This is a genomic window from Jiella pacifica, from assembly GCF_010500815.1.
Classification (GTDB): domain Bacteria; phylum Pseudomonadota; class Alphaproteobacteria; order Rhizobiales; family Rhizobiaceae; genus Jiella; species Jiella pacifica.
The window spans coordinates 82,182-109,118 of the sequence record NZ_JAAAMG010000015.1 but is presented as its reverse complement, the minus strand read 5'-3'; the positions used below and the strand labels follow the sequence as shown (position 1 = coordinate 109,118).

The window sequence follows — 26,937 nt, the reverse complement described above, 5'->3', positions numbered from 1 at the left end:
TCCCGGGTTCGGCTCGGCTGGCTGAGAGGACTTTCTGATGCGCGTTCTTTTGATCGAAGACGACAGCGCGGTCGCCCAGAGCATCGAGTTGATGCTGAAATCTGAGAGCTTCAACGTCTATACGACCGATCTCGGCGAAGAGGGCGTCGACCTCGGCAAGCTCTACGACTACGATCTCATCCTCCTCGATCTCAATCTGCCGGACATGTCCGGCTACGAGGTTCTGCGGACCCTCCGGCTTTCGAAGGTCAAGACGCCGATCCTGATCCTTTCGGGCATGGCGGGGATCGAGGACAAGGTCCGCGGCCTCGGCTTCGGCGCCGACGACTACATGACCAAACCGTTCCACAAGGACGAGCTGGTCGCCCGCATCCACGCCATCGTGCGCCGCTCCAAGGGCCATGCCCAGTCGGTGATTCACACCGGCGACCTTCTGGTCAATCTCGACGCCAAGACCGTTGAGGTGGCCGGCCAGCGGGTGCATCTCACGGGCAAGGAATACGCGATGCTCGAGCTGCTTTCGCTGCGCAAGGGCACGACGTTGACCAAGGAAATGTTCCTCAACCACCTCTATGGCGGCATGGACGAGCCGGAACTGAAGATCATCGACGTCTTCATTTGCAAGCTGCGCAAGAAGCTAGCGACGGCCGCCGACGGCAAGAACTACATCGAGACCGTCTGGGGTCGCGGCTACGTGCTGCGGGAACCGGAAGAGGTCGCCGCCTGATATCCCCCGGCCGCCGCTGCGGCCGGTTTTCCGCAAGTTAAGAGACGCCGCGCCTCCTCGAGAGGTGCGGCGTTTTTCATGTGGCGAGCCCCCTGCCCTCCCCGGTCAGCCGCCGCCGATCAGCGTGCCGGCGGCCAGCACCAGCGCCCCGCCGACGACAACCTGGACGGCCGCGCGCATCACCGGCGTCTCCATGAAGCGGTGCTGGATCCAAACGATCGCCCAGAGTTCCAGGAAGACGACGGCGAAGGCGATGGTGGTCGCCGTCCAGAAGTCCGGGATGAGATAGGGCAGCGCATGGCCGAGCCCGCCGACGGTGGTCATGATGCCGGAGGCGAGGCCGCGCTTGATCGGCGAGCCGCGGCCCGAGAGCTTGCCGTCGTCATGGGCGGCCTCGGTGAAGCCCATCGAGATGCCGGCGCCGACCGCCGCGGCGAGGCCGACAAGCAGCGTCGTGTGCGGGTCCTTCGTGGCAAAGGCCGTCGCGAAGATCGGCGCGAGGGTCGAGACCGAGCCGTCCATCAGCCCGGCAAGCCCCGGCTGCACCCATGTCAGGATCAGCCGGCGCCGGGCCGTCCTGTCCTCCTCGGCGCGGTCCTCGCCGGCAAGGTTTTCCTCCGTCAGCACCTCGGCCCGGTGCTCGTGCTCGCGCTCGGCCGCCGCCAGATCGCCGAGCAGCCGACGCGTGCCGGCATCGCCCGCCCGCTGCGCCGCCATCTCGTAGAAGCGCGCGGCGTCCTTCTCCATCCGCTCGGCCTCGGTGCGGATGCGCTCCAGCCCGAGATTTTCGACCAGCCAGACCGGCTGGCGGGAGACGTAGTCGGCGACGTGCTCGCGCCGGATCAGCGGGATCGTCGGGCCGAAGCGCCGCTCGTGCTCGGCGATCAGCGCCCGGCGATGGCCGTCCTCCTCCTTCGCCATTTCGCGAAACACTTTGGCGGTGGCCGGATAGTCGGCCTCCAGCCTTTCGGCATAGCCGTCATAGATGCGCCCGTCGTCCTCCTCGGCGGAGATGGCCAGCGCCAGGATCTCGCGTTCCGACAGGTCGGCAAACCGGCGGCGGCCGGGCGCGAAGGACGGGGGCGTGAAGGAAAACATCGGCTGCCTCACCATGGCGGCAGGCCCCAAGCTCAGGCCGGACGCGATTAGATTGGAATTATTCTAATCTAATGATCGGACAGGCCGATGTCACGGCAATTTGCCAGAAGACCGCTCGTTTCGGCTCGCCGGAAGGAACGACCCGCGCCGCGCCTCAGCCTTCGCCCGCCAGCACCCGCAGAGCCTCGCCGGCATCGAGGCTTCCGTCATAGAGCGCCCGGCCGGAGATCGCGCCTTCGAGCCGTGCGGCATCCGGCATCTTCAGGCGGACGACGTCGGCGATCGAGGCGAGGCCGCCGGAGGCGATCACCGGGATCGACACGGCCTCGGCCAGTTCGATAGTGGATTCCCAATTGATACCGGACAGGATGCCATCCCGGTCGATGTCGGTGTAGACGATCGCCGCGACGCCGGCGTCTTCGAAGCGCCTGGCGAGATCGATGGCGGTGAGTTCGGAGGTCTCGGCCCAGCCCTCGACCGCCACCTTGCCGCCCTTGGCGTCGATGCCGACGGCGATCTGGCCGGCAAACCGCCCGGCCGCCTGCCGGACGAGTTCCGGCTCGCGGACCGCGACGGTGCCGAGGATCACCCGCGACAGGCCCTTTTCCAGCCAGCGCTCGATGTCCGCCATGGTGCGGATGCCGCCGCCGAGCTGCACCTTCATGTCGCGGCCGACCGCCGCGAGGATGGCGTCGACGGCGGGCTCGTTCATCGCCTGGCCGGCAAAGGCGCCGTTCAGATCGACGACGTGGAGATGCGAGAAGCCGACGTCGTGAAAGGCTCTCGCCTGGCCGGCCGGATCGGGATTGTAGACCGTCGCCTCGTCCATCAGGCCGAGCTTCAGGCGCACGCAGGCGCCGTCCTTCAGATCGATTGCCGGAAACAGGATCATGGTCTCGCCTTTCGATGACGCGTCCGGCGCCCGCGCGGCGCCGCGACGTGGAGCGGATGCGCGCGTCCTCGGTCGAGCGGCGGCGCCCCGGCAAACTCTCCCCTCCTGCCCTGCCGAGCCTCTCCCCCGCAAGGGGGAGATCGATCTCGCGCATGGGTTTCAGCGCGCCTTCAACCGTTGCCACGCCCATCGGCGGCCGGATGACGGGCGCGAGCTGCGAAGCTGCCTGATCTCCGTGGGCGAGAGATCGGCAGGTGGGGCGGGATGAGCCGGTGCCGGTTGCCGGCAGGCTCTTAATTCTACGACGCCGATGCCGTAGGAAAAAACCATGACCCTTGCGCCCGACCTCGCCGCCCGCCTCGTCGACATCGACGATGCCGCCGACCCCCGCATCGCCGACTATCTCGACATCCGCGAGCGCGATCTCGTCGCCCGCAGCGGCTTCATCGCCGAGGGCACCGTCGTCCTCGATCATCTCCTGCGCTCCGAACGCTTCCGCCCGACCAGCCTGTTCCTCCTGAAAAGCCGTGTCGCGGGGATCGCCGACCGGCTGGCGCTGGTCCCGCACGACGTGCCGATCTTCGCCGCCGAACGCGCGGTCATGGACACGGTGGCAGGATTTGCCATCCATCGCGGCGTCCTCGCCCATGCCGTCGATCGCAACGCCCGGCAACGTGCCGGAGAGTCGGCGAAAGATGGCGGGGAGACGGCCGAACTGGCGGAGTTTCTCGCGCGCTCGCGGCGTGCGGGCGCCCCGCTTGTCGTCGCCATCGGCCTTGCCAACCACGACAATGTCGGCGCCCTGTTCCGCAACGCCGCCGCCTTCGGCGCGTCCGGCCTCCTCCTCGACGGAGCGTCGTGCCATCCGCTCTACCGCAAGGCGATCCGCGTCTCGGTCGGCACGGCCCTGACGCTGCCGTTCCACCATGGTGCCGACGTTCAGGCGATCTGGAAGGCTCTGGAGCGCTCCGGTCATCGCCCGATCGCCCTGTCGCCGCGGGGCACGGTCGACCTTGCCGAGCTGAAGCCCGGCGAAGGGCTGGCGCTTCTCCTCGGCAGCGAGGGCCGAGGGCTCCCCGAATCGCTTCTCGCCCAGACGGAGACGGCCCGGATCGCGATGGCGCCCGGCATCGACAGCCTCAACGTCGCGACGAGTGCGGCGATCGTGTTGTCGCGGCTTTATTCGGCGGCGTGATCGCGCGCCTCCTGGCGCAGCCGCCGCACCCTCTCGGCCAGCGACGGGCCGGCGGCATCGTGCCGCCGCGGCATCGCCATCGTCGCTTCGGCATCGAGGATGGCGTCGAGCGGCGAGCGTGCGCCTTCTCGCTCGGCGGTGAGCGCCACGACCTTCGCCGCAAGTTCGCCGACCTTGTCGCGCAGCTCGCCATCACCGAGATCGTCGGCAAATTCCGGCCGTTCGGGCAGGCCGAGCCGCATGGCGAGGGAGGGGACGGGCTCCGGCTCGCGGTTCGCATTCGGCCGATCCTTGGGACCGGCAGGTTGCGGCGAAAGCGCCGGCGATGCAGGGCCCTCTGCGGCGATCGCGACGTCGCCCTCGGGTTCTTCGACTGCTTTTCCGGCGGGTTCTCGTCCTGTCTCTCCATGCCGGCTCGCAGGCGCGGCGGCTTCGTCGCTCCTGCGACCGAAAGCGGGGCGGATGGCGGGCCGCACCTGGAGGCGCCCCTCGCCCTGCCGATTCCGGCCCTCGTCGAGGCGGAAGGCTTCCGCGGCCTCGACCTCGGCATGGTCGTCGGAGGAATACGCGGCTGCCGAACTCGCCGCCTCGCCGAGCAGCCGGGCGATCTGCTCGTCCCGCTCGGCCAGCTGGCCGGTCAGCCGGGCGACCTTGTCGTCGAGGCGCTTCACGGCGTTCCGCTCCTTGGCGAGATGCGCCTCGAGCACACCTGCCTCGCTACGCAGGCGCTCGAGCGCCTTGCCGGCCTCGCGTCTTTCGCGTTCGGCCTCGCGCAGCGCGTCGGACAGCTCCTCGATCCGCAAGTCCTGCTCCTCGATCGTCGCCCGGCGTTCGTCGGCGATCGCGCCGAGGTCGGCAAAGCGGGCGTCGAGCGCCTCGAGTTCGTCGGATTTCAGGTCGAAATCGTGGGAAAGAGCCCGCAATTCGGCGCCCAGCTCCTCGATCTCTTCATCACGCAGGGCGAGCTGTTCGCTGGCGTCCCGGAGTTCACCGCTCATATCGCCGAGCGTACCCGAGAGCGCCGCATTGCGCGCCCGCAGTTCGGCGTTTTCCCCCGCCAGCCGTCCCGCCTCGATGCGGGCGAGCGCCGCCTTCTCGATCTCGGCCTCGGCCTTCATCTCGCGGCGACGGGCGGTGAGCGCCGCTTCGGCCCGAACGTGGTCGAGGCTGGCGCGGACCTCCCGGGCGGAAGCGGGAATGCTGGCTTGGTATTCTCTCAGCGCGAGACGGCGCGTCCGCGACCAGAATAGCGGCGAGACGACGAGCGCGATCAGCGTCGCCGCGAGGAAGCCGAACACGAAGGTCAGGGCGGTGGCGATCATCTCATATCCGGGGGTTCTCGTCCTTCACCCCGACATATAGAGCAAAAGCTCGCCAAATGCGCGTCCTGGCGCCCTCCTGCGCAATAAAGACAACTCGCTATGGTGAATGCGTCACGCCGCGGCCCCCCGAAATCAGAACGGATTCCAGGTCGGCATCGGGGTCAACTTCAGATAGCCGAGATTGAGGCCGAGCCGCGCCCCGACGCCCGTCTTCACGGGCACCAGCAGGACGTTGTCGCGGGCGAGCACCGTCATGCCGAGCCCGCCGACCAGATAGGCGCTGCCGGAAACCCCGCCGAAGCGGCCATAGACCGATTCGATGCTGGGCAGGTTGTAGACCAGCATCATCGTCCGCGCCCCGTCGCCGCCGACGTCGAAGCCGAGCGACGGCCCCTGCCAGAAGATCCGCCGCTGGCCGGCATTCTTGGTGTAGAGTGTGCCCTCGCCGAAGCGCAGACCGCCGAAGAAGGCACCGGCCGCTTCCTGGCCGAGGATGTAGCCGTTCGGCAGGCCGTAGCTCTGGAAGGCCCGCTCGAGCAGCTGGGCGAGGCCGCCGGAGGTGGTGCCGAAGAAGCGGTGGCCGGTCCCGACCACCTCGTCCATGGTGTAGCCTTCCTGCGCCGCGACCTGGGCGGTGGCGGGAGCGGTGGAGCCGGTCGTCGCCGCAAGGCCGATGAGGGCCGCGGCGGCGAGGCTGCGAAACGTTCCGACGATCGAGCGCATGATCCATTCCTTTCGCGAGGATTGATCGTTTCGGCGAAAAACGCGGTCAAAATCCCGCTTTCGCGCATTTTGCGCCGATCGTGGTTTCCGAAACACTAACGAACCGTCGAGAAGGTGACGTTTCTCGATCTCGTGGCGGCGCTTCGACGCGTTTCGCCCGGGCTCGGTTGACGGCCACCCGCCTTGGAATCATGGTCGAGGAACATCACGGGCGATGATTCGCCAATTCGATCAGACGAAAATCGCCCAACCAGCGGACGGTTCGACCATGACCAGCCTGCCTCCCATCTCCGCGGCCGATCTTGCGGCGCTCCTGTCGAGCCGCCTCTGCCACGACATCATCTCGCCGGTCTTCGGCATCCAGAGCGGGCTGGAACTCCTCGACGACATGCCGGGCGACAAGGAATCGATGCAGCTCGTCCGCTCGTCGCTGAAGTCGGCGGTCGCCAAGCTGCAGTTCGCCCGGATCGCCTTCGGCGCCGCCGGCTCGCAGACCGCGATGATCGACCTCAACGACGCCAAGACGGTGGCGACCGGCTACATGGAGCACGAGAAACCGAGCCTCGTCTGGGAGGGCGAGCCGGGCTACGTTCCGAAGAACTGCGCCAAGATCGTCCTCAACCTGATCGTCATGGCGAGCGCCTCGATCAGCCGCGGCGGCAAGGTCCACGTCCAGATCGACGGCATCGAACCCTTCGGCGCCACCATCACCGCGACCGGCGACCGGATCCGGATGCAGCAGCGGCTCGTCGCGATGCTCGACGGCACCATGGGCGAGGAGGCGATGGACGCCCAGGCGATCCAGCCCTACTACACGCTGTTCCTCGCCGAGGAATCCGGCCTCGCCGTGACCTACGAGAAGACCGACGACCGCGTCGTCTTCAAGATCGGCCCCAAGGCGGCCGCGACCGCAAACGAGCCCGCCGGGCCGGGTCCCGCGCCGGCCGCATAGGCCCGCGGGCGCCGTCGCCCTGCCATCCGGAATACCGGCCGGATTTTACCCAACGTTAGCCGTTTCTCTCAACCATTCGGAAAAGCCGTCGGGTTACGTTGCGTTGCCGGGGCGGGCGATTCCACTCCGAAGCCGGCCGCGCTCTTTCGCTGCCACCGCCGGGGTGTCTCGCCGATGCCGCCGTGGCTTCGGGTGGCCGTCTTCCACCTGGAGGGATCGCGAACCAGCCCGGCCGTGTCGAAAGGATGAGCCCATGAAGACCTGTCTGATCATCGACGAGGCGCCGGTCATCCGCAAGATCGCCTTCCGGCTGCTCAGCCGCGAGGGTCTCGACGTCGACACGCTGGAAAAGCCGGGCGAGGCCCTGGCCTGGATCGACAACCACGGCGCCCCGGACATCCTCGTCGTCGGCGTCAGCGCCCGCGACAAGGCGGTCGTCGAGGAGATCAAGGCGGTGCGCGAACGGGCGGGAAGCTCCACCCACCTGGTGGCGATGATCGTCGAGGCCAATCTCGGACTGATGACCCGGCTGAAACGGGCCGGCGTCGAATGCTACCTCTACAAGCCCTTCGACCGGGCGGCGCTGGACGCCGTCCTCAAGCGCTTCATGGAACCGGAAACGGTGCTGGCCTGAGGACGACTTCTCGCCTTTTTTAGAAGGGCGTCGCTGCACGAAACGCGCGAAAGCGCTTCCGGCGGATTGAGCCGTCTCCTTGCACCGCGCCCGTCTCGCTGCGGAGTCTAGGACGCCGATATCGCGCGCCAGCGCCGAGGCGAGACGGGCGTAGGACCGACACTCGGCCCAACGGAACATCTGATCGCGACGCGACAACCGCGTCGTGCTAACGAATGACGGAACGGGGTCACCAGGGAGGTCCGGTCATGGGATTGCCGTCACAATCCATGCCAGAGCATCTTTCGGCATCGACATTCGACGACTTCGTGGCAAGCAGGCCCGAAGGAGAAACGTGGGAACTGATCGACGGGCTTTTCGTCATGCAAGCCACGCCCACCATTCCTCACTCGGTCATCGCCTCGAACATCGAACGCCTGCTCAACGATGCCTTGGCGAACGTCCTTCCGGATCTGCTCGCCTGCAGGGAAGTGACGATCGTCATGGAAGCGGCCGGCATCGTGGGAGGCGGCAACTACGTCCCGGACGTCGCCGTCCTCGACGAGGCCGACCTCCAGGAAGGCCTCACCAGCACGGCAACCTGTCATCTTGCGGTGGAAGTCGTCAGCCCGAGCGATCGAAAGCCCATCGCCGGATCTGCTCGCCCGAAGATCGACATCAAGCTCGAGGGGTACCGAAATCTGCCATCCTGCATGGCGATCCTCGTGGTCGACCAGAGCGAGATAGCGGTGATGGCCCTGATCCGAACCGATCAGGGCTGGATCGAGTCACGCTACGATTCGCCGGACGACGAGATCGCGCTTCCGGATTTCGGGCTGAAATGCAAGGTCGCCGACATTTACTTCAGAACCCCCGCCTTGCGAACGGCGTCGAAAATCGCGCCCTGATAGCGGGGCAAGGACCTCCCTGACACCACCGAGCGCCCGTCCGATTTCGAGACCCAGGGCAAGACGCCGACGCGTCCGCCCTTCCGTCTCCCGCCTGGCACCGAAAGCCAGCCGCGTTTCAATGCCGGAAATGCCGCATGCCCGTCAGCACCATGGCGAGGCCGTGCTCGTCGGCCGCGGCGATGACCTCGTCGTCGCGCATCGAGCCGCCCGGCTGGATGACCGCCGTGGCGCCCGCCTCAACGGCCGACAAGAGGCCGTCGGCAAAGGGGAAGAAGGCGTCGGAGGCAACCACCGAGCCGATGGTGGCGGGCTTGTCCGCGCCGGCCGCCTTGGCCGCATCCTCGGCCTTGCGGGCGGCGATCCGGGCCGAATCCACCCGGCTCATCTGCCCGGCGCCAATGCCGACCGTCGCGCCGCCCTTGGCATAGACGATGGTGTTGGACTTGACGTGCTTGGCGACCCGGAAAGCAAAACGCAGGTCCGACAGTTCCGCCGCGCTCGGCGCCCGCTTGGTCACCACCTTCAGATCGAGATCGTCGACGACGCCATTGTCGCGCGACTGGACGAGGAGCCCACCGGCCACCGATTTGACGAAGCGCCCCGCAGCGCGCGGGTCCGGCAGCCCGCCGGTGATCAAAAGACGCAGATTCTTCTTCGCCGCGACGATGGCGATCGCTTCGTCGTCGGCCTCGGGCGCGATGATCACCTCGGTGAACACCTTGACGATCGCTTCCGCCGTGCGGGCATCGAGCCGCCGGTTGAGCGCGACGATGCCACCGAAGGCCGAGACGGGATCGCAGGCGAGCGCCGCCTTGTAGGCGGCGACGAGATCGCCCCCTTCCGCGACGCCGCAGGGATTGGCGTGCTTGATGATCGCGACGGCCGCCGTGCGGGCGGGATCGAACTCGCCGACCAGCTCGAAGGCGGCGTCGGTGTCGTTGATGTTGTTGTAGGAGAGCGCCTTGCCCTGCAGCTGCCGTGCCGTGGCGACGCCCGAGCGGCTTTCGCCGGTCCGGTAGAAGCCGGCCGACTGGTGCGGGTTCTCGCCGTAGCGCAGCGCCTCGGCGAGTTCCCCGGCGATGGCGATGCGTTTCGGCGTCGTCTCGCCGAGGCTCTCGGCGAACCAGCCGGAGACCGCCGCGTCATAGGCCGCCGTGCGGGCGAAAGCGCGGCCGGCAAGCGTCCGGCGCAGCGCGATGTCGGTCTCGCCGCCATTCGCTTCGAGGCCGGCGAGAACCTCGCCGTAATCAGCCGGATCGACGACGACCGCGACATAGCCGTGGTTCTTCGCCCCGGCGCGGATCATCGCGGGGCCGCCGATGTCGATGTTCTCGACGATGGTTTCACGGGAAGCACCGGAGGCGCGGGTTTCCTCGAAGGGATAGAGATTGACGACGAGAAGGTCGATCCCGGCGATGCCGTGCTCGTCCATCGCCTGCCGGTGCGCCGCGTCGCCGCGAATGCCAAGGAGGCCGCCATGAACGCCGGGATGCAGCGTCTTCACCCGTCCGTCCATGATCTCCGGAAAGCCCGTCAGCTCGGAAACGTCGCGGACGGCGAGCCCCGCTTCCGCCAGGGTCTTCGACGTCCCGCCGGTCGAGACCAGTTCGACGCCGAGCGCCGCGAGGCCCTTTGAAAATTCCACCAGTCCGGTCTTGTCGGAGACCGACAGCAAGGCGCGGCGGATGCGGACGCGGTCGGGCAGCGGCGTGGCGTTGGCTTGGACGGACATTGCAGGCTTCCTCGGCAGGCTGGCTCGGTGGATGTCTTCGCGGCGCTCGGTGCATCGCCGGCCTTGGCGGCGGCTCGGCGGAACCCGCGCGGGATCTCTTCCCCTGATAGTCGGCCCGCCGCGTCGCGGCAATGGCGAGGGCGCGCCGGACGATGCCCTCGCGGCCTTCCCTGCCCCGCGCGGCGCGCCGCGCCGGCGCTCACGCCTCACAGATAGCGCGGCATGCCGACTTCGAGGGTGCGCGAGGGCGGCAGCATGAAGCGGTCCGGCGGCCGCAGCGCCAGCCGCGCCATCACCGCATAGGCGGCAAGGAACAACCCCTCCGGCTTGGCGAAGAGCGGCGGCGGCACCGGGCGCTCCAGCCCCGCGATGTAGACCGACTCGTCCGGATCGACGCCGAGGCCCTGGAGCTCGGCGGCGATCAGCGAGGGCAGGTTGATGCGCTGCATGTAGCCGACGCTGACGACGATCCGCGAAAGCCCCGGCCGGATCTGCGTGCGCTGGATCCGCTCGTCCTGCGACACCCGCGGGATTGCCCAGGTCCTGACGCTGACGAGGATCGTCTTGGCGAAGCGCGTTTCGGTCAGTTCGTTGAGCTCCGCCAGGGCCCGCGGCACACTGGCGCCGCGTCGGACCAGGAAGACCGCCGCCCGCTGGGTCGTCGGCGGCCGGTTGCCGCAGGCCTTGATGTAGTCGCGCAGGTCCTGCTCGTCGCCCTCCTGCAGCGTTCCCATGCGCATCTGGCCGAACCGCCAGGACACGGCGAGAAAGACCACCGCGGCGGCAAGGCCGATGGGCAAGAGGCCTCCACCCTCGATCTTGCCGAGATTGGCGGCGACGAAGGCGACGTCGAGGAGCAGGAAAAGCACCGTTACGGCGATCGAGACGACGCGCCAGACGCCCCGGCCCTTCTGCTGCAGCCGGTAGGCGAGATAGAGCGCCGTGGTGCTCGCCATCGCGCCGGCGACGGCGATGCCATAGGCGTTGGACAAAGCATCCGACGAGCCGAAGGAGAGGACGACGATGGCCGTACAGACCCCGACCAGGGTGTTGACCCCCGGCGCCAGGAGATCATGCGGATTGGTGGCCGAGAAATAGCGGATCCGCATCGACGGCAGGAAGTCGAGCCGCATCGACTGGCTGGCAAGGCTGGCGATGCCGGTGATCACCGCCTGGGAGGCGATGATCGAGGCGAGCGTCGCCAGAACCACCGCGAAGGGCAGAACGGCGCCGCCGAACAGGCCGTAGAAGGTGCTCTCGCCGACGGCAGTCCCGGAGAGGACCAGGGCGCCCTGGCCGAAATAGTTGATGATGAGGGCCGGAAAGGCGACGAAGACCCAGGCGCGGGTGATCGCCTGCCGGCCGAACTGGCCGAGATCGGCATAGAGCGCCTCGCCGCCGGTCACCGCCAGGAAGACGGCGCCACAGATCGCCGCGGCGGTGGCCGGATGGCCGACGAGATAGAACAGGGCGTAATGCGGCGACACCGCCTCCAGCACCGCCGGCACCTTGACGATCTGGATGCCGCCGGAGATCGCCAGCATGGCGAACCAGACGAGCATCACCGGCCCGAAGGCCTTGCCGATCCGCCCCGCCCCGAGAAGCTGGGCGGCGAACAGGCCGACGATGATGGCGAGCGCCACCGGCACGATCAGATGATCGAGGCTGGTGGTGATCTCGCCGAGCCCCTCGACGGCCGAGAGCACCGAGATCGCGGGGGTCAGCACCGCATCGCCGAAGAGCAGCGCCCCGCCCGCCAGCGCGATGGCGAGAAGGACGACCGTGTGCGGTTTCAGCCCGCGCGGCCGGTCGAGCCGCAGCAGCGCGGCGAGGGCCAGGATGCCGCCCTCGCCGGCATTGTCGACCCTGAGGATCCAGAACAGATATTTCGCCGTGACGACGAGGACGAGCGCCCAGACGATCAGCGACAGGACGCCGAAGACCGCTTCCGGGGTGGGGCCACCGGCGGCGTCGATGGCGACCTTGAAGGCGTAGAGGGGGCTCGTGCCGATATCCCCGAAGACGACGCCGAGGGCGCCGAGGGTGAGCGTCATCTGCCGGCTGGAATGCTGGCCGAGCCTGGAGACCGGTGCGGTCTTCGACCCGCCGATGGGGGTGTCGATCATGATCGAGCGGCCGGGCGGCCGTACTCCGTTACAGGGGCGACCCGCTTTGGGCGGCCCGAAATCGTCGGAACTTGTGGGGGTATCGCGGGAAGCGGCGTCGCAGCCGTCGGTGGACCGGCCTCGTCGGGCATCGCCCCGTTCATCCGCGGGGCGTCGATAGACCCTTTCCTCGTCACGATCTAGGGATTGGAAGCAGGATTTACGAGCGCAGCAACGTTCGTCCCGGCATTCGGTTCACCGAGAGGAAGCAGGATCGTCGCGCCGGCCCGCCGATTCCTGCCGCACCGGGCGTGAATCATCCCCGGATCCCGCGCCGCGCAGCCGCGCGGTCTTCTCCCCGAGGTCGTCGAACGTCTTCGGCAAAGCGGTCACGGCGCGGTTCATCCCGCCGCAGCCGGCAAGGCCGACCAGCGGGACGAGTGCGGCGAGGAAGAGGAACGCGCGGACGGTCATGGAACCGGCAAGTGGGCTTCCTGCCGGCGAGATCCAGCCCCGCCGGCCGGCCGTTGCCGGGTCGCCCGCCCCTCAGGACAGGCGTTCGAAGCTCCAGCAAATCTCCGGCGTCAGGCCCGGATCGACGGTGACGACGATTTGCAGCGTCCGGCGCGGGCCGGAACTGTCGGCGAACAGAATGGAATCTTCGATGGTGAACGGCCGATCCACGGCAAAACGCCAGGTCTGGCCGCGCATCGACAGCCGCGCGATGTCGCCGATCGTCTCGACGCTGACCTGCGGATGAAGATGAAAGCGTAGCGCCGCCTCGCGCGCTTCCTCCCGCCCCCGCGGCCTGCGGGTCGGGGTAAGCCGGTCGCGGCCAGACAGCGTCCAGCCGTCGTTTTCCAGTTCGAGGCGGCGGGTGTGGAGGTAGCCGAGGTCGCGGTCGTAGCCGTCATGGGTCGCCTCGAAACCGGTGGTGCGATCGCCTTCGCCGACGATTTCGTCCAGCTGGACGTTGGTGGGGCCGGGCACCAGCGGCGAGCCGAGGAAGCGGTCGAGATGCGGCTGGCCGGCGAAGCGCGAGGAGGAACGGTCGCCGATCGTCACCGTCGAATGGGCCGCCGTCGAGCGGGAGAGCCGCTTCAGCGCCGCCTGGCCCGCCTGCGGCGAGCCGCAATTGACGACGATCCGCGCCGCCGCCGAGGACAATTCGAAGGCCAGCGTCCCGGCATGGGCGTTGCGCGACAGCGCCACCGGCGGCGGGCAGCCGGTGTCGGCGATCACCACGGTGCCGCCTGTGGCAAGGCGGTGGTAGCCGGAGTGGCGCGCATGCGACAGCGGTTCGCCGAGGGTCTCGTCGAAGCGCATCAGCGCCGCCATCAGCTGCATGTTCGAGCAGCCGGTGCCGTTGAACAGCGCCAGCGTGCCGTCGGTGTGGCGGAAGAAGCGCAGCGCCGGCAGCATCCGGTCGATCGCCGAGTAGATCCCCTTCGGCACCGGCTGGCCCTGGCCCTGCAGCGTCTCGCGGATCGGGAGAAGGTCGCCGAGGATCGTCGCCAGAGCCGCCGGATCGCGACTGACATGGCCGCCGTCGGGCAGGATCTGCCTGTCGAGCTCGTCGGCGAGCTGCTGGGCTGCGGCCCGCATCCTCCCCGACGGACCCGGCAGGCAGAGTGCGGAAAGAGCGAGCGCCATGCGCACCGTCAGCCGCGGCAGGCCGACCGGCGCCTCCTGGGCGATCGAACGCAGATAGCGGGTCTGGATCGTCAGGCTCTTCAAAAACCGACGATAGAAATCGTATTCGGCCGAGCCGAGCAAAAGGTCCGCATGGCTCAGCCAGGCGATCACCCGCCGCGCCGCCACTTCCGGCTCGAAGGCCGCGCCGCCGAGACGGCCAGCGGAAAAGCGGAGCCAGTCGGCAACCAGCGCGCGGGCGTTCTGCGCGGACAGCGCGTCGGCGGCGGCCGCATGGTGGGAAAGCCAGGCAAAACCGTGCAGCTCGGCGGCGAACTCTGCGGTCGGCGGTGCAAGCTGGAAGATCGAGCCGCGGCCGGCTTCCACCAGTCGCCCGGCGAAGAGGAAGCGGCCGCCATAGATCGCCTCGGCAATGAACGGATCGCCCTGAAACAAGGTCGGCGGCACCACGGCGAGACGATCGGGGCCGGCGCCGGAAAAGCGCAGACGATGGATCGGCCCGTTGCGCAGCCGCCGGCGAAGGCGGCGCCAGGCCTCCTGAATCGTCAGAACCGCGATCTGCGGCTTGTCCGCCAAGGACATCGACACTCCGATCACCCCATGCTCAGCCCGGCCGGGCTCCCGCGACGTCGTGCCCGGGCGGCCTAGCGCCGTGCGCCCGACGGGACGCACAAAGGACGCTCCTCATTCACACGACGCGTCGTCGGTGCCGAAGATCCGGTCCGTTCCTCGCGCTGCGGCGGTACCGCGCGGGCCCGGTAAGGATCCCTCGCGGCTCGTCTTGCGCCAAGTTTCTGCCAATAGGGTAAACAAACCCTTAAGTCCCGTGACTACCGCAAGGGAATGTGAGCCGCGACCGTAGGGAAAATCAAGCTGTTTCGCGCCTGAACCTTGCGGCGAAGAAGCCGTCGAGCCCGCCGCCCGCCTCGCCGCCGCCCAGCATCTCGGGCGTCGTGCGCAGGATCCCTGCCGGCGAGACGGCGAATTCGAAGCCTTCGAGCTCGGCCGGAGCGACCGGCTCAAGCGCATAGTCTGGCCGCGCTTGCAGGAAAGCGCGGGCGACGTCTTCCCCCTCCCGCCCGTCGGTCGAGCAGTTGGCGAAGACGAGCATGCCGCCGGCTTCGACGAGATCCGCCGCCCGGGTCAGAAGGCGCAGCTGAAGGCCGGCCAGCTTGTCGATCTCCGCATCGTCCTTGGTATAGGCAACGTCCGGGTGGCGGCGGATGGTGCCGGTCGACGAGCAGGGCGCGTCGAGAAGCACCGCCTCGAAGCGCTGGTCCGGCTCGAACGCCATGACGTCGCCGGTCAGCGTCTCGGCGGAAAGGCCGAGGCGCCCGAGATTTTCCTTCAGCCGCCGGATGCGGGAGGACGACTGGTCGAGCGCCGTCACGCGGGCGCCGGCGGCAGCGAGCTGCGCCGTCTTGCCGCCCGGCGCCGCGCACAGATCGGCGACGCGCTTGCCCGCCACATCGCCGAACAGCCGGACGGGCAGCGCCGCGGCGACGTCCTGCACCCACCATTCCCCCGCCTCGAAGCCGTCGAGCCCCGAAATCGGGCCCTCGATCGCGGCGAGCCGCACCGAATGAGTGCCGATCGCCCGCCCGCCGAGGCGCGCCGCCCAGCCTCGCACGTCGGTTTTCACCGTCAGGTCGATGGGCGCGCGGGCGAGATGGGCGCCGGCGATGCCGGCGGCGCGCTCCGAGCCGTATTGTTCGACGAGCCGGCCCCACAGCCAATCCGGGCAGTTCTGGCGCGGATCGGCCTGAAGGTCTGGCAGGCGCTTCGCCTCCCGGGCGATCCGACGCAGGACGGCGTTGACGAGCCCGGAAAAGCGCGCGGCGCGCGGATCGGCATTGGCGCTGGCGACCGCGAGGTCGACCGCCGCCGAATCCGGCACGTCGAGGCAGAGGATCTGCGCCGCGCCGACATGCAGGACATGCCGCAGCGAGGCCGCGCCCGAAGGCAGCGGCCGTTCGAGCCTTGCTGCGATCTCCGCCTCGATGGTGCCGCGAAATCTCAGGGCCGAGGTGAGGATCGCCTTGACCAGCGCCTGGTCCCGCGGCTCCAGCTGGCGCAGATGCGGGTGGCCGGTCGCGGCGTCGGTCAGGCCGTCGAGCGAGGTCTGCTTGTCGATGACGGCGGCCATGAGCCGCGCCGCCACCTGACGGGCCGCGAGCCCCGGTCGGTCGTCGACGTCGCGAGGGGTGTGAGGGCGAGCGGCCTTGCCGCCGCCGCGCCCGGTCGCTGCCTTCATGCTGCCTGCCCCGTCTTTCGGATGCGACCCTTTCCCCGCGCTCAACCCCAGGGCCCCTTGCGCGACGAACGATTGCCCGACGGGCCTCGGCCGGTGCCACCGCGGCCCCACGGTCCAGGCCGCTTGTCATCGTCGTCGTCCTTGCTCGGGTCATAGGGCCGTCCATCCCAGGGGCCGGCCTTGGCGCCGCCGGAAGCCGCCCTTCCCCATGGCGCCCGCGGCCCGCGTCCGTCGGCGGCGACCGCCCGGCTGCCAGCCCGGTCCCGGCCGAGCCGCTCCTGGCGCTCATATCCGAGAGCCCCGCCACCCATCTCGGCCGCCAGCTGGTTCAGCGCGGCAATGCGGTTTTCCGTCGCCGGATGGGTGGAGAACAGACTGTCCATACGCTGACCGTTCAGGGGATTGATGATGAACATGTGGGCCGTCGCGGGATTGCGCTCGGCGCTCCAGTTGGGCCGCTGGCGCACCGCGCCGGCGATCTTGCCGAGCGCCGAGGCGAGCCACCTGGGCTCGCCGCAGATTTCGGCGCCGCGCCGGTCGGCCTCGTATTCGCGCGTCCGGCTGACGGCCATCTGCACCATCATCGCCGCCAGCGGCGCGACGATGATCGCGACAAGGACGCCGACGAAGCCGAGCGGATTGTTGTTGTCGCGGCTGCCGCCGAAGAACATGCCGAAATTGGCGAGCATCGAGATGGCACCGGCCAGCGTCGCGGTGATCGTCATGGTCAGCGTGTCGCGGTTCTCCACATGGGCGAGCTCATGGGCCATGACGGCGGCGATCTCCTCCTCGCTCAGCGTCCGCAAAAGCCCCGTACTGGCCGCTACGGCGGCGTTCTGCGGATTACGGCCGGTGGCGAAGGCGTTGGGCTGATCGCTGTCGATGACGAAGACCCGCGGCATCGGCAGGCCGGCGCGGCCCGCCAGCCCCTCGACGATGCGGTAGAATTCCGGCGCCGTGCGGGCATCGACCTGCCGCGCGCCATACATCTTCAGAACCATCTTGTCGCCGTTCCAATAGGCGAAGAGGTTCATGCCGAGCGCGATGACCAGCGCGATCATCATGCCGCCGCGCCCGCCGATCAAAAGACCGACGCCCATGAAGAGGGCGGTGAGAAAGGCGATCAGCATCGCCGTCTTGATCGTGCTCATGCGAGACCCCGCGTCCCAGAAGTTCAGGGGCGAATTGCGCCCGATTGCCGGAAATCTGGGGTTTTCGCGGCCGCGCTTCAATATTAGCAAAGTCTCGTCGGAGTCACTCCGAATTGCCCGGCGGCCGGCGGCTGCCTGTCGAAGGTCGCCGTCATGTCGATTTTCAGGCCGATCGGGGCTTTGGCGCCGCGCCGCCACCGACTATGTGAGGGGCGAAAACCATTCACCCCGCATCGAGGACAACGGCGATGAGCGACGACAGGAGCGGCAAGGTCGATCGGGAAGACGATATCCTCGATCGGATGCGCCTTTCCTCCGAACAGCCGGGAAGCCATGGCGGCCGCCAGCTCACCCAGGCGGCACAGCGGGCGCTCGCCGAGGCGGAGGAACGCCGTCGCAAGCGCGCGGCCGAAACCGTTCATCCCGAAGACATGCCGAAAGAGGTGAATGGCCGAAACGGCCCGGAACCCATCCGCTACGGCGACTGGGAGAAGAACGGCATCATCTCGGACTTCTGAGATCGCCCGCAACCGGCAGCTCGCGGGGGTTGTAGGGTGAACATCCTATAACTCCACCGAGTCGTTCTTTCGCCCGCCCTCCATACCGTCGACAATCCCATCTCGGCACTGTGAATCTCGCAGTCTTGCCGAATCGAGCGTCGCCGCATACATAGGAAGATGTTCTCAACCGGAGCATCGACCCGATGCGCGCAATCGCGTACCTTGCCCTCATAGGATGTGTCGCCGCCGCCAGCCCGGGGCTGGCGGGCGAGGCCGCCTATCAGCGCGAGATCGCCGGACCCGTCGCGGCGAACGTCGTCAAGGTGCGTGACGGCGACACGGTCGAGGTCGAGGCCTTCGTCTGGCCGATGCAGAGCGTCCATGTCGCGGTGCGGCTGCGCGGCATCGACGCGCCGGAAAAGCGGGGCAAATGCGCGGCCGAAAAGGCCGCCGCCGCCCGCGCGACGGCGCGGCTGACGGAGCTCGTCGGCGCCGGCGAGGTGCGCCTCAGCGACGTTTCGGGCGACAAGTATTTCGGCCGCGTCCTGGCCAGACTTTCGGCCAAGGGCAATGACGATCTCGCGCGGACCCTCCTGAAGGAAGGGCTCGTCGCCCCCTACAAAGGCGGCAAGCGCCGCAACTGGTGCGCCGATGCGGATCTGCGCAGCGGCGCGCTGCACGGCGACGATCCGTCCGCCCTCGCGCTTGCCCGCCGCTGACGCGCCGGCCAGCCGGTGCCAGAAGCCTTTGCTTGGTCGGCTCAGTCCTTCTCGGGAACCGGCACGTTGAAGCCATTCAGCGTCACCGACACCAGGCTGTAGAGCCCGACGAGATAGATCAGCTCGCTCGCGCCATGCTGGCCGAAGGTCTTCACCGCCAGGTCATAGGTCGGGCGCGGCAGGATGCCGCCGCCGTTGAGCAGAGCCCAGGCGACGTCGTAGGCGACCTCCTCGCCGCCTTCCAGCCCGGTCGGCTTGACCCCGGCGACGAGGGTGGACAGCCGCTCGTCGGTCATCCCCTCCTTCTCGGCGACGGCGACATGAGCGTAGATCTCGTAGGCGGCGTTGAAATGGGCCCCGGTGACGAGAATGGCGATCTGTCGGGCATTGTCCGGAAGCGTCGCCTCCATCGACATCGCCTTGGTCAGCGCCCATATGGCGCCGCCGATCTTCGGCTCGTGCAGCCAGGGGTTCCACGGCCCCATCAGCGCGCCGTCCTCGCGCACGGCCTCGAAGGCGTTGAAGTTGCTGGAGATGCCGGCTTTCATGTCGTCGTAGAGCGGCTTCTGCTCGGCGGTGAGATCGGCAGGCGCGATCAGGGGCAGGCGCATGGCGGCGTCCTCTCGTTTGGGGGAACCACTTCGCTGTCGCGGTTCTTGTGCAATGCAACATAGAGCCGGGTCACCTGCCGCCAGCACCATTGCCGAAAATTCATCCGCTGGCCTGCGGCTACCGCATTCACACTTCTCGCCGGATGATCGCTCGATGCGGATGCTGGCTCCAGCCCAATCGAACCGCTAAGACATGTGATCGTTCAGCCGCTCACATCACCGCGTCGTCATCCTCGGGCTTGTCCCGAGGATCTACTGCAGGTTGATTGTTGTGCGCCTCGCGGAAGAGGGCCATTCTGCTCGGATTCTGTCGTTGAGCCGGCAATAGATCCTTGGGACAAGCCCAAGGATGACGCAATTTCGACGGTTTCGGCCAATTTTAGTCTGCCCGCCTGAGCCCGTGGCATGGCTGCGACCGTCTCTCGACCAAATGCGTAAACCTTGTAGGGCCTGCGGCGAGGAGCGCGCGGCCCCAGCCCGCGGCAATTGCACCGCCGCCACCGGCGCGATAAGCCACGGCAAGGCGAACAGTTTCACGTGAAATCGGAGCAGATCGAATGGCGAGTGGCGAGGAGAAACTGGCGGATCTCGTGCGCCACGTGGTCGCCGCGCTCGAACCGAAGATTGCCGTCCGGCTGTGGAACGGCGAGTGGCTCGGGCCGACGACGGGCGGCCCTGTGCTGGCCCTCAACGATCCCGCCGCGATCGCCCGCCTCGCCGTCAGCCCGAACATCGCCACCGCCGTGGGCCTGTGGATGTCGAAGGCGATCGACGTTGAGCACGGGACGATCTTCGATCTCGCCGCCGCCCGGCCGGACATCCGCACCAAGGCGGCGATGAAGCGGATCGACAAGCTGAAGGTCGCCGCCGCCCTGCCTTCCCTCTACGCTTTGTCGCGGCGGGCGAAGACGAAGGGTCCCGCCTCCGGCGAGGACGCCGCGGCCAGCGGCTCGTCCAAGGCGGCGATCCAGTTCCACTACGACGTCTCGAACGACTTCTACCGGCTCTTCCTCGACACCCGCATGCTTTATTCCTGCGGCTATTTCGACGGCTGGCACGAGGACATCGACAAGGCGCAGGTCGACAAGCTCGACATGATCTGCCGCAAGCTGCGGCTGAAACCCGGCGAGCGCTTCCTCGACATCGGCTGCGGCTGGGGCGCGCTGCTGATCCACGCGGCGGAGAACTACGGTGTCTCCGGTCATGGCGTGACGCTCAGCCAGGCGCAGTTCGATCTGGCAAAGGAGCGCATCGCCGCCAAGGGTCTGGCCGACAAGGTCACCGTCGAGCTGAAACCCTTCGAGGAACTGACCGGCCAGTTCGACAAGGTCGCCTCGATCGGCATGTTCGAACATGTCGGCTGGGACAGGCACGACGCCTATTTCGCCGCCGTCCGCAAGCTGCTGCGGCCGAACGGGCTCTATCTCCACCATGCCATCACCCGGCCGGCCAAGGAGACCGAAAAGAAGTTTCGGCAAGGCACCAAGGAATATGCGGCGATCATCCGCTACATCTTCCCCGGCGCCGAGCTCGACCATGTCGGCCATTCGGCGCAGTTCCTGGAGAAGCATCGCTTCGAGGTCCACGACGTCGAGAACTGGCGCGAGCATTATGCCCGCACCTGCCGGCTCTGGCACGACCGGCTGCTGGCGCGCATGGACGAGGCGTCGGCCATCGCCGGCGAGGACAAGGCCCGTCTCTGGCTGCTCTATCTCGCCGGCGTCTCATTGGGCTTTGAGCGCGGCGGCCTGCTCATCTACCAGACGCTTGCCTCGAAACGCGCCAAGGGCCCGAGCGGCCTACCGCCGACGCGGCGCGATCTCTACGCCTGAGCCGGACGGCTGCCGGGCAGAGATGCGCGGGCGAGCGCGACGGACTTCCACCGTCCGAGGAACGATCGTCTCAGCCGGGCGCCCGTTCGGAAAGCGTCGAGCGAAGCCGGCGCAAGGTTTCGGCCAGTTCGGCGAGTTCGGCCTGGGTCAGCCCGGTCGCCTCCGCCACCCGCTCCGGGACGATCTTGGCCCGCGCCTTCAGATCGCGGCCGGCTTTTGTGAGGACGATCCGCACCGAGCGCTCGTCCGCCGGGTCGCGGCGGCGGCCGATCAGCCCGTTGCTTTCGAGCCGCTTCAATAGCGGCGTCAGGGTGTTCGACGCCAGGCCCAGCTTGAGGCCGAGATCCTTCACCGACCGGTCGTCGCGGCGCCAGAGCAGCGTCATCACGAGATATTGCGGATAGGTCAGGCCGAGTTCGGCCAACAACTCGCGGTAGAGCTGGTTGAAGGCGTGACCCGCCTCATAGACCGAAAAGCAGAGGAAATCTGCCAGTTCGTCCGCCCGTTCGACATCGTTCGGCATTTCGCGCTCCTTATCGGCGGTAATTAAATCGCGCGCGATTGAATCGCAACCCTTGACGTCTCGATCGCCTTCGGCTATTTAGATCGCGCACGATTTAATCGTGAACGAAATCAGAGCGCGGAGATGGACATGACCACATTCACCACCAGTGACGGCGTCGAACTCTTCTACAAGGACTGGGGCACCGGGCAGCCGATCCTGTTCTCGCACGGCTGGCCGCTGTCGGCCGACGCCTGGGATGCGCAGATGTTGTATTTCGCCGCGGCCGGATACCGGGTCCTCGCCCATGACCGCCGCGGACACGGCCGCTCGGCCCAGCCCTTCACCGGCAACGACATGGATCGCTATGCCGACGATCTGGCGGAACTCATCGAGCATCTCGATCTGAAGAACATCGTCCTGATCGGCCATTCGACCGGCGGCGGCGAGGTGGCGCATTATGTCGGCCGCCACGGCAATGGACGGGTCGCCAAGGTGGTGCTCGTCGGGGCAGTGCCGCCGGTCATGCTGAAGTCGGACACCAATCCGCACGGAACGCCGATCGAGGTGTTCGACGGCATCCGCGACGGCGTCGCCAACAACCGTTCCCAGTTCTATCAGGATCTCACCACGCCGTTCTACGGCTTCAACCGCGACGGCGCGACGGACAGCAAGGGTCTTCGCGACGCCTTCTGGGCCCAGGGCATGGCCGGCGGCATCGTCGGGCAATATGCCTGCATCCGCGAATTCTCGGAGGTGGACTACACCGAGGATCTGAAGGCGATCACCGTGCCGACGCTCGTCATCCACGGCGACGACGACCAGATCGTGCCGATCGCGGCCTCCGGCAAGCTGAGCGCCGAGATCGTCGCGAATGGAACGCTGAAGATCTACGAGGGCGGCTCCCACGGCCTCGCCCAGGTCGATCCCCAGCGCTTCAATGCCGACGTCGAGGCCTTCATCAAGGGCTGACGCCCTGCCCCGACGGGCGGTCCGGACGACGGACATCATCGCCAAGGGGCGGGCTCGAAGGCAGAGCCCGCCCCTTCGACGTTCAAGATCGCCTCAGCCGACCGTCGAGCGCGCCATCGTCCGGATGAAGCCGACGTCGAGGACAAGCATCACCAGCAGCGACAGGCCGACCAGCGGGAAGACGATGCCCCCGACGATGAGGATCGCGATCACCCCGCGAAAGGCGCGGGCATCGGCCGGCAAGGGCGGCACACCGAGCGAGCCCTTCGGCCGGCGCTTCCACCACATCACGCCGGCGGCGACCGACATCACCACGATGGCGAGGCAGGCGAGCGCCAGGACGATCTGGTTCAACAGGCCGAATTCCTGGCCCATATGGGTGTTGATCCCCCATTCCAGCGCCCGGCCGAGCGGCCCGTAGTCGGCATAGCTCATGTCGAGAAGCGGCTTGCCGGAATACTGATCGAGATGGACGACGCGCTGCTGCGAGAGGTCGTCAGGATAGACCGAGGCGGTGTAGACCCCCGTCGCGCCCGCCGGCAAGGCAAGCGCATAGCCGCGGTGAAGCCCGAGTTTCTCGACCACCGCGATCGCCCGGTCGATGCCGATCGGCGTCGGATCGGCGGTCGCCGGCGCGGTCGAGGCCGGCAGCTTCGCCTGTTCCAACGACCATGTGGTCTGGCCGGTCTCCGCGAGCTTGACGTCCGACATCGGCACGTCGGTGCGGACCCCCGACGGATAGCCGAAATTGCTGCCGTTCGCCCATTCGTTGACCTTGCCGCCCCAGACGCCCGACCAGGGCATGCCGGTGACGGCGAGGAAGACGATGAAGCCGCCGACGAAGAGGCCGGTGACGGCGTGGAGATCCCGCCAGAAGATCCGGTTTCGTGGCGCGCCGCGGAGGGTGACGACGCCGCCGCCCTTGCCTCGCGGCCACCAGAGATAGAGGCCGGTGCCGACGAGCAGGATCGCCCAGCCGCCGGCGATCTCGATCAGAGTGCGGGCGGTGGTGCCGAAATATTTCAGGCTGTGGAGGGTGCGGATGGTCCACATCACCGTCCCCCGGTCCGGCAGCGAACCGAGCACCTTGCCGTCGTAGGGATCGACATAGACGGCGAGTTTGCCCTTCTCCGCCGTCGCCACGGTGATCTCGGCGGAGGCGCCAGGATCGGTCGGGTCGGTATATTTCACCGCCGTGCCGGGCACTGCACGGAGCGCCGCCGCGACCATGGCCGAGGGCGCCACGGGTGCCGCGCCCTCGGCGATCTCCACCCGCTTCAGATCGGCATGGACGATCGCGTCGATTTCGTCGCGGAAGAGATAGAGCCCACCGGTGATCGCCAGCGAGACGAGGAAGGGAAGCACCAGGAGGCCGGCATAGAAGTGCCATCGCCAGACGGCGCGGTAGAGATCGGTGGCGGAACGCGCGGCAGCGCCGTCCTTCGTCCGCCCGAGGCTGACATCGGTCATCGAGATTGTCCTGACAGGAATGAAATGAGCTGCAAGCCCGCGCGGGATCGGCCCGGCAGGGCGGCGACATGTCAGGACAGGATCGGCGGCCCGCGCGTCGGCGCGTTCTTTTCGCGCGGCGCAGGAAGCGGCGGCGGGCCGCGCGGCGCCAATGCCAGGGTTCGGCTTGCGACGAGGCGGATCGGCTCCGCCGGCGGCATCACCGGCGCGATCAGGGCGAGCGACTGCGACAATTGGCAGACGGCGCAGCATTCGGCGCAGAGCGCGGCGCCCTGACGCTCTTCGCTGCCGGCCTTGGAGATGGTCGGGCCGAGCGCCGCCGAGCAGATGACACCCGTGGCGTTTCCGGTCGCCGCGCCGATCTCGGCCGCCTGGCCGGCGATCGCCTGGAACAGCATGAGGCAGGCGGCGATCAGCGCGATCGCGGCCGCCGACAGACGATCCTCCAGAACGCGGCGCAGGCTCTGCATGGCCGTCACCGATGCCAGATCGCCGCGACCTTGTCACCTCGAGATCGCGGCGCTCGCAGGCCCCGAGAGCGGCTTGACGGCGGGTGGCCGGCATCCCGTCGCAACGAAACCCTCGTCTTGCTTCCCGGCGCGACGATATTTCGGTCCTACGGCCCCGGCGGCGGCCGCCCTTTCCCTCGCGCCCGAAAGGCATCTCCCGCATGACCTCGTTTCTCTGCACCGCCTGCGGCACCCAGTATCCACCCTCTGACGCGCCGCCGCCCGCCTGCCCGATCTGCCAGGACGAACGCCAGTTCGTGCCGCCGACCGGCCAGGGCTGGACGAGCTTCGAGGCGATGCAGGCGGGGCACCGTGCGGTGGTTTCCCATGACGGCGAATTCCTCGGCATCGGCATGACGCCGCATTTCGCCATCGGCCAGCGGGCGCTCCTCGTCAGAACGCCCGCCGGCAACATCCTGTGGGACATGATCCCGCTGATCGACCCGGCACTGGTGTCGGTGATCGAAGGCCTCGGCGGCCTTGCGGCGATCGCCATCTCCCACCCGCATTATTACTCGACCATGGCCGAATGGGCGGCCGCCTTCGACGTGCCGGTCCACATCCATGCGAAGGACCGGCAATGGGTGATGAACCCGGGCGAGCACGTGCGCCTCTGGGAGGGCGACCGCCGCGAACTCCTGCCGGGTGCGACACTCATTCGCTGCGGCGGGCATTTCGCCGGCGGCACGGTCCTCCATCTGGCGGACGCTCATCGGGGCGAAGGGGCGATCCTGTCCGGCGACATCCTGCAGGTGACGCCGGGCTGCGACCGGCTCGGCTTCATGCGCAGCTATCCGAATTTCATTCCGCTTGGCGTGCCGGCCGTCCGCCGGATCGAGGCGGCGCTCGACGGCGTCCCGTTCGAGGCGGTCTACGGCGCCTTCTGGGGCCGGGTGGTTGCGGCCGAGGGGCGGGAGATCTTCGAACGCTCGGTGGCGCGGCACGTCGCCTGGCTTGCCGAAGACGAAGACATTTGATGCCCCGCGCGAATGAAACGGTCGGTCGCTTCACGCTCGCAAGAGGCTCAGCACCGACGGGTATCGGGGGCTGGCGTGGAGTCGGAGAAAGATCGCAACGGAGGCGACTGTGCGACGTGCCGCACCTCGCGCCGAGACCGGCGCTTTACCGCACACCGACTCGGGGAGACGTTTCGTGATCGAAGCAGCGGCGCCTCGGGTTCGGAGGCGGACCGGCGGTTGTGCAGCGCAACTTTCAGTCCGGCGAGCTTTTTGAATGGCTTTCCGCACCTGCGAAGGGATCGAAAGCGTCTGTCATCGACGGCCGGCTCGCCGCATCGCCAATGGTCTTGTAACCAAGACACACAAAGCGTGAAGGAACGGGAAAGCGGCCAAGGAAATTTCCCGGTTCGATAACCAATCGGGAGACTTCGATCATGCGCAAGTCAATTTTCATCAGCCTCCTCGCCGGCGTTGCCCTGCCGCTTTCGGCCTACGCCCAGGATTCCGGCACGACGCCGCCGGCCGCCGGCGAGACCACGCCCCCTGCAGCGTCCGACACCACGACCCCCCAGTCCACGGACACCGCACCTGCAAGCGATTCCGACGCCGGTACCGCGGGCGGCAGCGACGCCGGCACGATGAGTGATACGCCGGATTCCAGCTCGTCGGCGGGCTCGATGGGCTCCTCTGGTGCCGCGGACAGCAGCACCGCTCCGGCCGACGGCGCCGCTGCCCCGGCAGACAGCGCCACCACCGACAGCGCCGCCTCTTCGGACAGCACGATGGCCGATAGCGGTCCGCTGGTGACGGTTCCGCCGACGGGAGCCTGGCGCGTCACGGATCTCGACGGCAAGGACGTCTACGACACCCAGGGCGAGAGCATCGGCGAGATCACCGATGTGCTGGTCTCCGAGGACGGCAAGGTCATCGCGGTGCTGGTCGGCGTCGGTGGCTTCCTCGGCATCGGCGAGAAGGACGTCGCCGTCTCGATGAGCGCCCTCGAATTCGGCCCGGGCAAGACCGAGGGGCTGAAGACAGAGGAAGAAGTCAATGCCGCGGCCAGCGCCTCCTCCGGCACGGCCGGCGGCACCGGCATGGCGGGTGGCACGGCCGGTGGAACCGGGATGGCCGGAGGCACGGCTGGCGGTGCGGCTCCCGCGCCTGCGGCCGCGCCGGAGGAGCCGGTGGTCGGCGACGACAACCTGCCCGACCGCATCGTCCTCAACGTCTCGCGCGAACAGCTCGAGGATGCGCCGGCCTATGGCGAGCCCGAGGGCGAGGATGATGCCGCGGACGACGCTGCCGCGCCCACTGATCCGGCCGCGGGCGATGCCTCGCAGCCCGCGACCGCTCCGGCGAACTGACGTCGGTGCCCGGCCCTTCGGGGTCGGGCCATCGCGACCTGCAGCCGCCACGCGGCACGACATGAAGCGGCCCGCTCCGGCAACGGAATGGGCCGTCCCACGTCCGGTCGCGGCTCGATCCTCTGATCCTCGGATTACGCCTTCGCAGGTCGGACGGTCGTGACGCGGCGC

At 68.1% G+C, this 26,937-nt stretch carries 26 protein-coding genes; 11 read left to right on the top strand and 15 right to left on the bottom strand.

The genetic code is table 11. The annotated features are described in order from the left end of the window. Positions 1-37: 37 nt before the first annotated feature. Positions 38-727, top strand: coding sequence for a response regulator transcription factor CtrA (ctrA, locus tag GTK09_RS17690; protein ID WP_163464789.1), 690 nt, complete (start codon positions 38-40; stop codon positions 725-727). A gap of 105 nt (positions 728-832) precedes the next feature. Here the strand turns inward: ctrA and mbfA are convergent, their stop codons facing one another. Continuing rightward, positions 833-1,825 carry an iron exporter MbfA gene (gene mbfA / locus GTK09_RS17685; RefSeq protein WP_163464788.1) on the bottom strand — a complete coding sequence of 331 codons (993 nt, stop codon included), beginning with the start codon at positions 1,823-1,825 and terminating at the stop codon, positions 833-835. Positions 1,826-1,979: 154 nt separating this feature from the next. Continuing rightward, positions 1,980-2,717 carry a 1-(5-phosphoribosyl)-5-[(5-phosphoribosylamino)methylideneamino]imidazole-4-carboxamide isomerase gene (gene hisA, locus GTK09_RS17680; RefSeq protein ID WP_163464787.1) on the bottom strand — a complete coding sequence of 246 codons (738 nt, stop codon included), beginning with the start codon at positions 2,715-2,717 and terminating at the stop codon, positions 1,980-1,982. Positions 2,718-3,045: 328 nt separating this feature from the next. Between hisA and GTK09_RS17675 the strand changes: the two genes are divergently transcribed. Further along, entirely contained in the window at positions 3,046-3,912 is an 867-nt protein-coding gene (locus tag GTK09_RS17675) for a TrmH family RNA methyltransferase (RefSeq protein ID WP_163464786.1), read from the top strand. Here the strand turns inward: GTK09_RS17675 and GTK09_RS17670 are convergent. Then, positions 3,897-5,234, bottom strand: coding sequence for a coiled-coil domain-containing protein (locus GTK09_RS17670; RefSeq protein ID WP_163464785.1), 1,338 nt, complete (start codon positions 5,232-5,234; stop codon positions 3,897-3,899). The genes GTK09_RS17675 and GTK09_RS17670 overlap by 16 nt on opposite strands. A gap of 132 nt (positions 5,235-5,366) precedes the next feature. Next, positions 5,367-5,957 carry a DUF1134 domain-containing protein gene (locus GTK09_RS17665; protein ID WP_163464784.1) on the bottom strand — a complete coding sequence of 197 codons (591 nt, stop codon included), beginning with the start codon at positions 5,955-5,957 and terminating at the stop codon, positions 5,367-5,369. A gap of 214 nt (positions 5,958-6,171) precedes the next feature. Here GTK09_RS17665 and chpT point away from each other — a divergent pair, with 214 nt between their 5' ends. The 3 genes from chpT to GTK09_RS17650 all read left to right on the top strand — a co-directional run bounded on the left by chpT (position 6,172) and on the right by GTK09_RS17650 (position 8,430). Continuing rightward, positions 6,172-6,909 carry a histidine phosphotransferase ChpT gene (chpT, locus tag GTK09_RS17660; protein WP_246217977.1) on the top strand — a complete coding sequence of 246 codons (738 nt, stop codon included), beginning with the start codon at positions 6,172-6,174 and terminating at the stop codon, positions 6,907-6,909. Between the two features lie 253 nt (positions 6,910-7,162). Further along, entirely contained in the window at positions 7,163-7,543 is a 381-nt protein-coding gene (locus tag GTK09_RS17655) for a response regulator (protein ID WP_163464783.1), read from the top strand. 215 nt (positions 7,544-7,758) lie between these two features. Further along, positions 7,759-8,430, top strand: a complete 672-nt coding sequence (locus tag GTK09_RS17650) for a Uma2 family endonuclease (RefSeq protein ID WP_312869917.1) — start codon at positions 7,759-7,761, stop codon at positions 8,428-8,430. Positions 8,431-8,548: 118 nt separating this feature from the next. Here GTK09_RS17650 and purH read toward each other — a convergent pair whose 3' ends face one another. From purH to htpX, 6 genes are all read right to left on the bottom strand, one after another. After that, positions 8,549-10,165 carry a bifunctional phosphoribosylaminoimidazolecarboxamide formyltransferase/IMP cyclohydrolase gene (gene purH, locus GTK09_RS17645; RefSeq protein WP_163464781.1) on the bottom strand — a complete coding sequence of 539 codons (1,617 nt, stop codon included), beginning with the start codon at positions 10,163-10,165 and terminating at the stop codon, positions 8,549-8,551. 206 nt (positions 10,166-10,371) lie between these two features. Continuing rightward, positions 10,372-12,291 carry a KUP/HAK/KT family potassium transporter gene (locus GTK09_RS17640; protein WP_163464780.1) on the bottom strand — a complete coding sequence of 640 codons (1,920 nt, stop codon included), beginning with the start codon at positions 12,289-12,291 and terminating at the stop codon, positions 10,372-10,374. Between the two features lie 234 nt (positions 12,292-12,525). Continuing rightward, a complete protein-coding gene (locus tag GTK09_RS17635; protein ID WP_163464779.1) occupies positions 12,526-12,744 on the bottom strand; it encodes a hypothetical protein in 219 nt (72 codons plus the stop codon). Positions 12,745-12,816: 72 nt separating this feature from the next. Continuing rightward, a complete protein-coding gene (locus GTK09_RS17630; RefSeq protein WP_163464778.1) occupies positions 12,817-14,505 on the bottom strand; it encodes a heparinase II/III family protein in 1,689 nt (562 codons plus the stop codon). Positions 14,506-14,791: 286 nt separating this feature from the next. Next, positions 14,792-16,177, bottom strand: a complete 1,386-nt coding sequence (locus GTK09_RS17625) for an RsmB/NOP family class I SAM-dependent RNA methyltransferase (RefSeq protein WP_163464777.1) — start codon at positions 16,175-16,177, stop codon at positions 14,792-14,794. A gap of 41 nt (positions 16,178-16,218) precedes the next feature. Beyond that, positions 16,219-17,328 (bottom strand): zinc metalloprotease HtpX, encoded by a 1,110-nt coding sequence (gene htpX, locus GTK09_RS17620; protein WP_163464776.1) that lies wholly within the window; start codon positions 17,326-17,328, stop codon positions 16,219-16,221. A 302-nt stretch (positions 17,329-17,630) separates the two neighbouring features. On the opposite strand from htpX, the gene GTK09_RS17615 reads away from it, so the two are divergent. Continuing rightward, entirely contained in the window at positions 17,631-17,846 is a 216-nt protein-coding gene (locus tag GTK09_RS17615; RefSeq protein ID WP_163464824.1) for a DUF1674 domain-containing protein, read from the top strand. A gap of 185 nt (positions 17,847-18,031) precedes the next feature. Continuing rightward, on the top strand, positions 18,032-18,547 hold the full coding sequence (locus GTK09_RS17610; protein ID WP_163464775.1) for a thermonuclease family protein: 516 nt from the start codon (positions 18,032-18,034) through the stop codon (positions 18,545-18,547). Between the two features lie 41 nt (positions 18,548-18,588). On the opposite strand, the gene GTK09_RS17605 is transcribed toward GTK09_RS17610, so the two are convergent. Beyond that, positions 18,589-19,158 carry a carboxymuconolactone decarboxylase family protein gene (locus tag GTK09_RS17605; RefSeq protein ID WP_163464774.1) on the bottom strand — a complete coding sequence of 190 codons (570 nt, stop codon included), beginning with the start codon at positions 19,156-19,158 and terminating at the stop codon, positions 18,589-18,591. A gap of 557 nt (positions 19,159-19,715) precedes the next feature. Between GTK09_RS17605 and GTK09_RS17600 the strand changes: the two genes are divergently transcribed. Then, positions 19,716-20,990, top strand: coding sequence for a class I SAM-dependent methyltransferase (locus GTK09_RS17600; protein ID WP_163464773.1), 1,275 nt, complete (start codon positions 19,716-19,718; stop codon positions 20,988-20,990). Positions 20,991-21,060: 70 nt separating this feature from the next. On the opposite strand, the gene GTK09_RS17595 is transcribed toward GTK09_RS17600, so the two are convergent. Continuing rightward, on the bottom strand, positions 21,061-21,513 hold the full coding sequence (locus GTK09_RS17595; protein ID WP_163464772.1) for a MarR family winged helix-turn-helix transcriptional regulator: 453 nt from the start codon (positions 21,511-21,513) through the stop codon (positions 21,061-21,063). A gap of 129 nt (positions 21,514-21,642) precedes the next feature. Here GTK09_RS17595 and GTK09_RS17590 point away from each other — a divergent pair, with 129 nt between their 5' ends. After that, positions 21,643-22,464, top strand: coding sequence for an alpha/beta fold hydrolase (locus GTK09_RS17590; protein ID WP_163464771.1), 822 nt, complete (start codon positions 21,643-21,645; stop codon positions 22,462-22,464). 93 nt (positions 22,465-22,557) lie between these two features. Here the strand turns inward: GTK09_RS17590 and GTK09_RS17585 are convergent, their stop codons facing one another. Then, a complete protein-coding gene (locus GTK09_RS17585) occupies positions 22,558-23,934 on the bottom strand; it encodes a PepSY-associated TM helix domain-containing protein (RefSeq protein WP_163464770.1) in 1,377 nt (458 codons plus the stop codon). Between the two features lie 71 nt (positions 23,935-24,005). Further along, a complete protein-coding gene (locus GTK09_RS17580) occupies positions 24,006-24,404 on the bottom strand; it encodes a DUF2946 family protein (RefSeq protein ID WP_163464769.1) in 399 nt (132 codons plus the stop codon). Between the two features lie 200 nt (positions 24,405-24,604). Between GTK09_RS17580 and GTK09_RS17575 the strand changes: the two genes are divergently transcribed. After that, positions 24,605-25,420 carry an MBL fold metallo-hydrolase gene (locus tag GTK09_RS17575; RefSeq protein ID WP_163464768.1) on the top strand — a complete coding sequence of 272 codons (816 nt, stop codon included), beginning with the start codon at positions 24,605-24,607 and terminating at the stop codon, positions 25,418-25,420. A 235-nt stretch (positions 25,421-25,655) separates the two neighbouring features. Here the strand turns inward: GTK09_RS17575 and GTK09_RS17570 are convergent, their stop codons facing one another. Beyond that, on the bottom strand, positions 25,656-25,856 hold the full coding sequence (locus GTK09_RS17570) for a hypothetical protein (RefSeq protein ID WP_163464767.1): 201 nt from the start codon (positions 25,854-25,856) through the stop codon (positions 25,656-25,658). On the opposite strand from GTK09_RS17570, the gene GTK09_RS17565 reads away from it, so the two are divergent. Beyond that, positions 25,837-26,766 (top strand): PRC-barrel domain-containing protein, encoded by a 930-nt coding sequence (locus GTK09_RS17565; protein WP_163464766.1) that lies wholly within the window; start codon positions 25,837-25,839, stop codon positions 26,764-26,766. The two genes, GTK09_RS17570 and GTK09_RS17565, sit on opposite strands and share 20 nt — an antisense overlap. Positions 26,767-26,937: the final 171 nt, after the last annotated feature.

Coding starts and splice junctions, on each gene's coding strand:
- ctrA (WP_163464789.1), top strand. CDS start 38: ATGCGCGTTCTTTTGATCGAAGACGACAGCGCGGTCGCCCAGAGCATC.
- mbfA (WP_163464788.1), bottom strand. CDS start 1,825: ATGTTTTCCTTCACGCCCCCGTCCTTCGCGCCCGGCCGCCGCCGGTTT.
- hisA (WP_163464787.1), bottom strand. CDS start 2,717: ATGATCCTGTTTCCGGCAATCGATCTGAAGGACGGCGCCTGCGTGCGC.
- GTK09_RS17675 (WP_163464786.1), top strand. CDS start 3,046: ATGACCCTTGCGCCCGACCTCGCCGCCCGCCTCGTCGACATCGACGAT.
- GTK09_RS17670 (WP_163464785.1), bottom strand. CDS start 5,234: ATGATCGCCACCGCCCTGACCTTCGTGTTCGGCTTCCTCGCGGCGACG.
- GTK09_RS17665 (WP_163464784.1), bottom strand. CDS start 5,957: ATGCGCTCGATCGTCGGAACGTTTCGCAGCCTCGCCGCCGCGGCCCTC.
- chpT (WP_246217977.1), top strand. CDS start 6,172: ATGATTCGCCAATTCGATCAGACGAAAATCGCCCAACCAGCGGACGGT.
- GTK09_RS17655 (WP_163464783.1), top strand. CDS start 7,163: ATGAAGACCTGTCTGATCATCGACGAGGCGCCGGTCATCCGCAAGATC.
- GTK09_RS17650 (WP_312869917.1), top strand. CDS start 7,759: ATGACGGAACGGGGTCACCAGGGAGGTCCGGTCATGGGATTGCCGTCA.
- purH (WP_163464781.1), bottom strand. CDS start 10,165: ATGTCCGTCCAAGCCAACGCCACGCCGCTGCCCGACCGCGTCCGCATC.
- GTK09_RS17640 (WP_163464780.1), bottom strand. CDS start 12,291: ATGATCGACACCCCCATCGGCGGGTCGAAGACCGCACCGGTCTCCAGG.
- GTK09_RS17635 (WP_163464779.1), bottom strand. CDS start 12,744: ATGACCGTCCGCGCGTTCCTCTTCCTCGCCGCACTCGTCCCGCTGGTC.
- GTK09_RS17630 (WP_163464778.1), bottom strand. CDS start 14,505: ATGTCCTTGGCGGACAAGCCGCAGATCGCGGTTCTGACGATTCAGGAG.
- GTK09_RS17625 (WP_163464777.1), bottom strand. CDS start 16,177: ATGAAGGCAGCGACCGGGCGCGGCGGCGGCAAGGCCGCTCGCCCTCAC.
- htpX (WP_163464776.1), bottom strand. CDS start 17,328: ATGAGCACGATCAAGACGGCGATGCTGATCGCCTTTCTCACCGCCCTC.
- GTK09_RS17615 (WP_163464824.1), top strand. CDS start 17,631: ATGCGCCTTTCCTCCGAACAGCCGGGAAGCCATGGCGGCCGCCAGCTC.
- GTK09_RS17610 (WP_163464775.1), top strand. CDS start 18,032: ATGCGCGCAATCGCGTACCTTGCCCTCATAGGATGTGTCGCCGCCGCC.
- GTK09_RS17605 (WP_163464774.1), bottom strand. CDS start 19,158: ATGCGCCTGCCCCTGATCGCGCCTGCCGATCTCACCGCCGAGCAGAAG.
- GTK09_RS17600 (WP_163464773.1), top strand. CDS start 19,716: ATGGCGAGTGGCGAGGAGAAACTGGCGGATCTCGTGCGCCACGTGGTC.
- GTK09_RS17595 (WP_163464772.1), bottom strand. CDS start 21,513: ATGCCGAACGATGTCGAACGGGCGGACGAACTGGCAGATTTCCTCTGC.
- GTK09_RS17590 (WP_163464771.1), top strand. CDS start 21,643: ATGACCACATTCACCACCAGTGACGGCGTCGAACTCTTCTACAAGGAC.
- GTK09_RS17585 (WP_163464770.1), bottom strand. CDS start 23,934: ATGACCGATGTCAGCCTCGGGCGGACGAAGGACGGCGCTGCCGCGCGT.
- GTK09_RS17580 (WP_163464769.1), bottom strand. CDS start 24,404: ATGCAGAGCCTGCGCCGCGTTCTGGAGGATCGTCTGTCGGCGGCCGCG.
- GTK09_RS17575 (WP_163464768.1), top strand. CDS start 24,605: ATGACCTCGTTTCTCTGCACCGCCTGCGGCACCCAGTATCCACCCTCT.
- GTK09_RS17565 (WP_163464766.1), top strand. CDS start 25,837: ATGCGCAAGTCAATTTTCATCAGCCTCCTCGCCGGCGTTGCCCTGCCG.
- GTK09_RS17570 (WP_163464767.1), bottom strand. CDS start 25,856: ATGAAAATTGACTTGCGCATGATCGAAGTCTCCCGATTGGTTATCGAA.